4 protein-coding genes are annotated in these 7,896 nt (G+C 41.4%); 3 read left to right on the top strand and 1 reads right to left on the bottom strand.

The genetic code is table 11. The features are described from left to right. Positions 1 to 56 precede the first annotated feature (56 nt). A complete protein-coding gene (locus G1O98_RS35110) occupies positions 57 to 1,736 on the bottom strand; it encodes a DUF3352 domain-containing protein (protein ID WP_163938530.1) in 1,680 nt (559 codons plus the stop codon). 553 nt (positions 1,737 to 2,289) lie between these two features. Here G1O98_RS35110 and G1O98_RS35115 point away from each other — a divergent pair. The 3 genes from G1O98_RS35115 (at position 2,290) to G1O98_RS35125 (ending at position 7,691) form a co-directional block, all read left to right on the top strand. Beyond that, on the top strand, positions 2,290 to 4,929 hold the full coding sequence (locus tag G1O98_RS35115; protein ID WP_163938533.1) for a M1 family metallopeptidase: 2,640 nt from the start codon (positions 2,290 to 2,292) through the stop codon (positions 4,927 to 4,929). 636 nt (positions 4,930 to 5,565) lie between these two features. Then, entirely contained in the window at positions 5,566 to 7,290 is a 1,725-nt protein-coding gene (locus tag G1O98_RS35120; RefSeq protein WP_163938536.1) for an AarF/ABC1/UbiB kinase family protein, read from the top strand. 26 nt (positions 7,291 to 7,316) lie between these two features. Then, entirely contained in the window at positions 7,317 to 7,691 is a 375-nt protein-coding gene (locus G1O98_RS35125; protein ID WP_163938540.1) for a hypothetical protein, read from the top strand. Positions 7,692 to 7,896 lie beyond the last annotated feature (205 nt).

The raw sequence follows: 7,896 nt of genomic DNA on the forward strand, positions 1-7,896 counted from the left end.
CCCTTGTCCTCTTGTCCCCCTGCTCCCCCGTCCCTCTGCCTCTTCTGCCCAATTTCCTATTTTGCAGAAGGCTTGAGAGCTAACAACATCTCTAATTCACTGGTAGATTTATCGGGGCTATTAGCGGTAAAACCAAGACCACGAACGGAATTGAGGATGGTGATAGTATTCGCATCAGATGAAATTAAACTATTGACCAGGGGCACAGTTTTAGTTTTATCCATATCCAGGTAGAAATAGCCGCCGTTGGGCTTTTGCAAAGAACCAGTAACGGCTTTGAAAGCGTCGCTCTTATCGAGAGATTGATTCTTACGATCGCTGATTGCGTCAGCAATTGGGCCACCAAGAGCCACAAATACAGTATCTTGATCCAGCCAACCATGCGCCAATAAAGCTCCCTGCTTGGGGATTTGCCATTCAGTTACGTCTTTACCACTGATATTTCTATTAGCGATGTTGATTTGTTGTACTTTGGCCAAATTATCCAATTTTGTCAAGGTGGCTTCGGCTGTTTTGCGATCGCTAGTGTCAAATACTAAAGCACCTCCAAAACCAACACTTGCTAACACTCCTTGATTGGATGGAATAGCACCAAAGGCAAATTCCCCATTCATCCAACCAAAAATATCCTTATCCAGGTCAATATTGGCAATTTTCACTTGTCCTCGTGCTTGTTCCAGGGCCTGCTTCATTTCTGGATAATCTTTTGACTGTTCTACTAAGGTTTCCCAGCCACGGCTGATGCCATTTCCGCTAATCAGAGCAAAGGTATCAGTAGGAAATTGCCCGACTATATTTCCCGGACTTGATTGATACTGGAATTTATTCAGCTGTGGATCTAAATTAGCGATCGCTTTTACCCGCACTCCCGCATCATCAACACCAACACCCGCTACCACAGATTTTATCTGCTTCAGTTGCGCTAAGGCTTGTGGAGGTAACTGTTTTGCTTGCTGACTTCCGGCAGTTAACTGCTGTACCATACCTGCATAGTCTGGTACATAAATTTGGGCGAGGCTATTTTTAACATCCACTCCTTTGCTGAGAATGCTACTTGCACCTTCTTTACTGGCAAAAGAAGACTGTCCCTTAAAGGTGTCAATTGCTTTTTCTACAGCTTGCTTTTCGGGGGCTAATATCAAGTGACTATTATTTAAAACTACGCTATATGTCGGCTTACCATTTTCTGTAGTTTCAAGAATTTTTTGACCTTGGTAGTCAGATTCCTGGGATTTCACCCCTTTTTGTGACTTCAATTTGTTAGCAAAATTCAAGGCACTGATTTTATCCTTGATTCCCACTACTATCAGGATATTTGATTCCTGCTGTAAATTTGTTGGTACATTAGGTGCCCCGGAGGGCACTTTTAACTGTGCAGGTTTCACAGAATTTGGTGGTAGTACAGCAATCATCACACCACCAACCCAAGGCTTTATGTCTTTTTCATAAGAAACGTTACCGTCACTGAACATTTGCTTATTGAAATCTTCCAGACCTTTTGCCACTAACTTTTGTGCTTCTGGAGTGCCAAATTGCTGTAACTTTGCCCAAGCTTGAGGGTCAGTAGTAACATAAGTTGCCATCAATGCTGTTGAAGGTACTAATTTAGCACTGCCGAGAGCGTCTGAGCTACTTCCTGATGGGCCTTTCAAATACATATAAGCCGCGATACTTCCTGCTACAACGAGAGCAGCACCAACCGCAGGAATGAAAAACTTTGATTTACTTTCGGGCATTTTATTATCCTCTTTTGCTCAGATTGTCACCGAGATTTATACAAGTGTCACTGTAGAGTTTTCGGATTTATTAATAATTTCCGCTCATCGATCGGTATTTACTGATAAAATTAGTAGTCCTATAAGCTAGCAGTCTCAAATAATTACCCTAAAAAAGACTCCCAGGGAATGAGGAGCGAATTAGCAAATGATATGCTGTTCATCTCAAATAAAATAGCCTGCTCAACAGCAGCAAGTTATCCTAAGTTATAAGAACAATTAGGAGTATTTGTACTTAATGAGAATCTATCGAGGTGCAAGAGACACTTGACTCGATGACAAAAAAGTGCAAAACATCAGTAAAAGGAAATGCGGGAGGGATATGGAAAAAAGTCCCAGGATCGACAATCGATCTTCGGAAATTTGGGTGAGATTAATTTCAATCCTCCAATCCCCAATGGGAATCTTAACCCCCATACTGCCCTATTGATTTGGGAAATACAGATACCGCTATTTTGCTTAATTACATCTAGCCAAGCCAGACTTTTCAGGATTACAAGGTCAGTAAGGATCAATGTCGAAGTCTTATTTTGATACAGATAATAACGGACACAAAGCTTTTGAGTTACCGGGAGCAAGACCACACTACAATCCCGATCGCCCCGGACAGGTGGAGCATATTTTTCTCGATCTCAGCTTAGATATCCCTAAGCAGAGCTATCAGGGCAGTTGTAGCATTCGCCTCTTGCCAATCCGTAATGGCATTGACCGTTTGACTTTGGATGCTGTCAACCTGAATATCGAGTCTGTGCAGGTGGACGATGTGCCACAAAATTTTGACTACGACGGGGAACAGCTTTCTATCCAACTTTCTGAGACGACTCAGATTGGTAAACGCTTGCTGATTGCGATCGCCTACTCGGTGGAAAAACCGCAACGCGGCATTTATTTTATCCAACCAGATAAGCACTATCCAAACAAGCCTACTCAAGTTTGGACTCAGGGAGAAGACGAAGACTCTCGCTTTTGGTTCCCCTGCTTTGACTATCCAGGACAATTGTCTACTTCAGAAATTCGCGTTCGTGTCCCCAACCCCCTCGTAGCGATTTCCAACGGCGAACTGATTGACACCACAGAAGATGGTGATTATAAAATCTACCATTGGTTACAGCAACAAGTTCATCCTACCTACTTGATGACTTTGGCAGTAGGTGACTTTGCCGAAATTCAGGATGAGTGGAAGGGTAAACCAGTTACCTACTACGTAGAAAAGGGGCGGGAGGAAGATGCTAAACGCAGCATGGGCAAAACTCCCCGGATGATCGAATTTTTAAGCCAAAAGTATGGTTATCCATATCCTTTCCCGAAATATGCCCAGGTTTGTGTAGATGATTTCATCTTTGGCGGGATGGAAAACACCTCTACAACCTTGTTAACAGATAGGTGTTTGCTGGATGAACGCGCCGCTTTAGATAACCGTAACACCGAAAGTTTAGTTGTCCACGAACTCGCCCACCAGTGGTTTGGTGATTTGGTGGTGATTAAGCATTGGTCTCATGCTTGGATTAAGGAAGGAATGGCTTCCTATTCTGAGGTGATGTGGACAGAACAGGAATATAGTCTAGAAGAAGCAGCTTACTATCGTTTTTTAGAAGCTCGTCGTTATATTAGTGAAGATAGCAGCCGCTACCGTCGCCCGATGGTAACACATGTTTACCGCGAAGCTATTGAACTTTACGATCGCCACATCTACGAAAAAGGGTCTTGTGTTTATCACATGATTCGGGCCCAATTGGGAGATGAATTATTTTGGCAGGCTATTCAAACATTTGTTCAAGATAATGCCCACAAAACTGTAGAAACAATAGATTTACTCAGGGCAATTGAAAAAGCTACTGGACATAATCTTTTGTTCCTCTTTGACCAATATGTTTATCGTGGTGGCCATCCCGATTTTAAGGTAGCTTACTCTTGGGATGGGGATGCTAAGTTGGCAAAAATTACGGTAACTCAAACCCAAGCTGCTGAAGATAAAAATGGCAGTAAGGATTTGTTTGATTTAAAAGTACCTATTGGTTTTGGCTATACCCAACAAGAAGTAAGAAGTGAGGAGTTAGGAGTTAAAAATAATTCCAAACTCACAACTCCTAACTCACAACTCAAAATTTTTGTAGTACGGATAAATGAACGAGAACAAAGTTTCTATTTTCCTCTAGAAAATAAGCCCCAATATATCAGCTTTGATGTTGAGAATAATTACCTAAAAACAGTAGCTTTAGAGTATCCAATAGCAGAATTAAAAGCACAATTAGAATCTGACCCCAACCCAATTTCGCGCATCTATGCAGCAGAAGCTTTAGCGAAAAAAGGCGGGTTAGAAGCGACAAAAGCACTATCTACGTCCCTCAAAAATGACCCATTGTGGGGTGTGCGGGTGGAAGTGGCAAAACAACTAGCCAAAATTAATTTAGACCAAGCTTTTGATGGCTTAGTTCTGGGATTAAAAGATAAAAATGCTTATGTGCGACGATCTGTAGTGGAAGCACTTGCTCAAATCAAAACTGCCGAAAGCTATAAAGTTGTAAGAGGGTTGTTGCAAAAGGGCGATCCTAGCTACTACGTGGAAGCAGCAGCCTCTCGTGTGATTGGCGCGATCGCATCTGCAAACTTGGAAGAAAAACCCAAGGAAGACAAGGTATTAAAGCAACTCAAGGGCATTTTAGAAGAAAAGGCGGGTTGGAATGAAGTAGTGCGGAGTGGTGCGATCGCTGGTTTAGCTGAATTCAAAACCTCGGAAGCAGCTTTAAATCTACTACTCGAATACACCAAAATCGGTGTACCACAACCTCTACGTTTAGCCACAATTCGCGCTTTAGGAAAGATTTCTGTAGGTCAAAGTCCGGTTAATTTGGAACGGATTTTAGAAAAACTAGCAGAACTAGCCAAAGAAACCTTCTTTTTAACGCAAGTGGCGGTAGCAGCAGCATTGGGACAAATGGAAACACCTAAAGCAGTCGGAATTTTGCGATCGCTAGCTGAACAAACAGCCGATGGGCGTGTCCGTCGCAATGCTGAAGAAGAAATTTCCAGGGTGCAAAAGAACATCGGTTCAGAAAAAACCCTCCGTCAATTACGTGAAGATTTCGACCAACTCAAACAACAAAACCAGGAATTGAGAAGCCGTTTAGAAAACTTGGAGGCCAAATCTAAATAGCAGCAGATGATAGTTAAAAGTTGGTAATTGGTAATTGTGGTAAAACCACTACCAATTACCAAAGTTGTATTTAACGCTCTAATTTTTATTATTCAAAAAGCTTCTTAATATACACTCTCTTACAAAAGTCTATTTTACTTAAATAGTTATCTTTTACACATAGAATATTATAATTTTCACTTAATCCGGTAGGTATAAATAAACATAATATCAAGATTCAAGACTTCCCACAGAAGTCTTGAATCCTTATCCTGAGCGATTTCTGTTTAATTTAAGTTTATCTACTTACTACTGTGATATGTAGCTGAAAGCAAACATGGTTACGGATTTTTCATATCCTACCCAAATTTACAGATACAGGTAGATATTTATATTTATATAAAATAAGGTTAAGAAAAGATAAAATCACCGAAAAGATGGATAAGTAGTTGTAGTTTTATAAAGTATAATTAAGAAAAAGATAAACAAATCTAGGAAGTAATTTAGGCTAAAACTGCCTCGAACAGTACCCCAGAAAGGCAGGGTTCGAGTTGTTTCAGATAAAAAACTACCGCTATCTTTTGCCTACAACTAACTTGTGGGTTTAGTAGAGAAAGAATCATTGTAAATTTTTCAGTTGAAGAGGCAAATAAAGGCGTGGGTCAGTATCAACCTACTCAGCTAAAGCTCTATAATCCAGATGCGATCGCTCGCTATTATAGTTACCGTCCTTGGCTAGCCTGGGGGCGACTGCTGAGAATTATCTCCTCTTTTGCAGTATTTATAATCAGTCTCAAGTGGGACGAATGGCAAGACAAAGTTGAGCAGAACAAAGGCAAACGAGCTATCCAGTTGCGCGAACTGCTCACCCGCCTCGGCCCGACTTTTATTAAAGTTGGTCAAGCCCTCTCCACCAGACCTGACTTAATACGTAAGGATTTTCTAGAAGAACTAATCAAGTTACAAGATCAGTTACCACCTTTCGATAATGCGATCGCTTACAAAATTATCGAAACCGAGCTAGATCGTCCAATTGATGAATGTTTTAGCGAACTCTCACCTCACCCAGTCGCAGCAGCTAGCTTGGGTCAAGTATACCGTGGTCGTCTAATCAGTGGCGAAGAAGTCGCAGTGAAGGTGCAACGCCCAAACTTACGCCCAACTCTTACCCGCGACCTCTATTTATTGCGCTGGGGTGCGAGTTGGGTAGCTCCTTGGTTGCCCCTGAATCTCGGTCACGACCTAACTTTAATCGTGGACGAGTTTGGCACGAAGCTATTTGAAGAAATCGACTATATAAATGAAGGCCGCAACGCCGAAAAATTTGCTAGCAATTTCCGTAACGACCCACAAGTTAAAGTTCCAGGAATTTACTGGCGTTATACCAATACCCACGTTTTAACCCTGGAATGGATTAACGGCTTCAAGCTGACGGATACTAAAAGCATCCGCGAAGCAGGTTTAGACCCAGAAGCGATTATCCAAATTGGCGTTACTTCAGGATTGCAACAGCTCCTAGAACACGGCTTCTTTCATGCTGACCCCCATCCCGGTAATTTATTTGCTGTACCCGATGGTCGGATGGCTTATATCGACTTCGGCATGATGGATCAGTTGGAAGAAAACACCAAAGAAACACTAGTAGATGCGTTAGTGCATTTGGTGAATAAAGACTATACCGACTTAGCCGAAGACTTTGTAAAATTAGGATTTCTGACTCCAGACACGAATATTTGCCCAATAGTGCCAGCATTAGAAGCGGTGCTAGGAAACGCCATTGGCAAAAATGTCAAGGATTTTAACTTCAAAACTATTACCGATGAATTCTCGGAATTGATGTACGAATATCCTTTCCGAGTTCCGGCGAAGTTTGCTTTGATTATTCGTTCCTTGGTGACTCAAGAAGGTATTGCCCTGAGCCTCAACCCAGATTTCAAAATTGTGGAAGTGGGTTATCCCTACATAGCACGGCGCTTGCTGACAGGGGAATCGCCGGAATTACGGCGGCGATTATTGAATGTGTTATTCAAAGATGGTAAATTTCAGTGGCAGCGCTTAGAGAATTTAATTGCGATCGCTCGTAGCGATAACAACTTTGATGTATTGCCGACAGCCCAGATGGGTTTCCAATATTTAATGTCCGAAGAAGGCAAATTTCTGCGGCGACAGCTGGTAATGGCTCTCACTGAAGATGACCGCCTCCACACCGAAGATGTCCAACGCCTGTGGAACCTAGTTAAAGACGACTTAAAACCGGATCGTTTATTAAATGTAGCGATCGGCATCTTAACTAATTTATCTAGAGAAGGCGCGGCGGCTATTCTGCCAAAAGCTACATTTCTAGTACCTTTTACTGGAAACCAGTCAGCAATTAAAAACTAAAAACCTATAAATCAGGAGTTTTAATAATGTACTATTTTCCTCTACAACCACCCTATTTCCTCTTGCTCGTTGGCTTTTTGACAGCATTAACATCTGGTTTGGCATTATCTGGCACTTTGAAAGTAATTGTGCAAAACTGGCCAAGCGAAAAAGCAGAAAATACTGAACCACGTTCCTCTCTAAAACAATTACTTGTGCCATTTATCGGTATTACTGGCGGGACTTGTCTATTTCTATCTTCAGGCTTAGAGATATTTGGCTTTCCCTCCGCCTTGGCTTTAGGAGTCGGTCTACCAATTAGTCTGTTTACTTGTTTATTAGTTTGGTTGCAGTTAGGAAGTATGATGACTTTTATAGAACGTGAAGGGATGCAATCTCTAGATTTAGATTCTTTTTCTTAGATTGATAAAATATGTTTAAGTTATTATTAACTGAACTGTCTTAATATAAGAATAAACTTAAATGCTCACCAGATATGGTGAGCATTTATACTTTTGTAGTAAGCTTTTCTCAAGGCTTAAGTATAGATGCAATTAATTCATGTCTTAACATCTTTTAGGGATTAAATAGAATTTTAGTAATTAGCAAAAATAGGTACTATTACAG

Source organism: Nostoc sp. UIC 10630, from assembly GCF_010747425.1.
GTDB lineage: Bacteria > Cyanobacteriota > Cyanobacteriia > Cyanobacteriales > Nostocaceae > Nostoc.

Coding starts and splice junctions, on each gene's coding strand:
- G1O98_RS35110 (WP_163938530.1), bottom strand. CDS start 1,736: ATGCCCGAAAGTAAATCAAAGTTTTTCATTCCTGCGGTTGGTGCTGCT.
- G1O98_RS35115 (WP_163938533.1), top strand. CDS start 2,290: ATGTCGAAGTCTTATTTTGATACAGATAATAACGGACACAAAGCTTTT.
- G1O98_RS35125 (WP_163938540.1), top strand. CDS start 7,317: ATGTACTATTTTCCTCTACAACCACCCTATTTCCTCTTGCTCGTTGGC.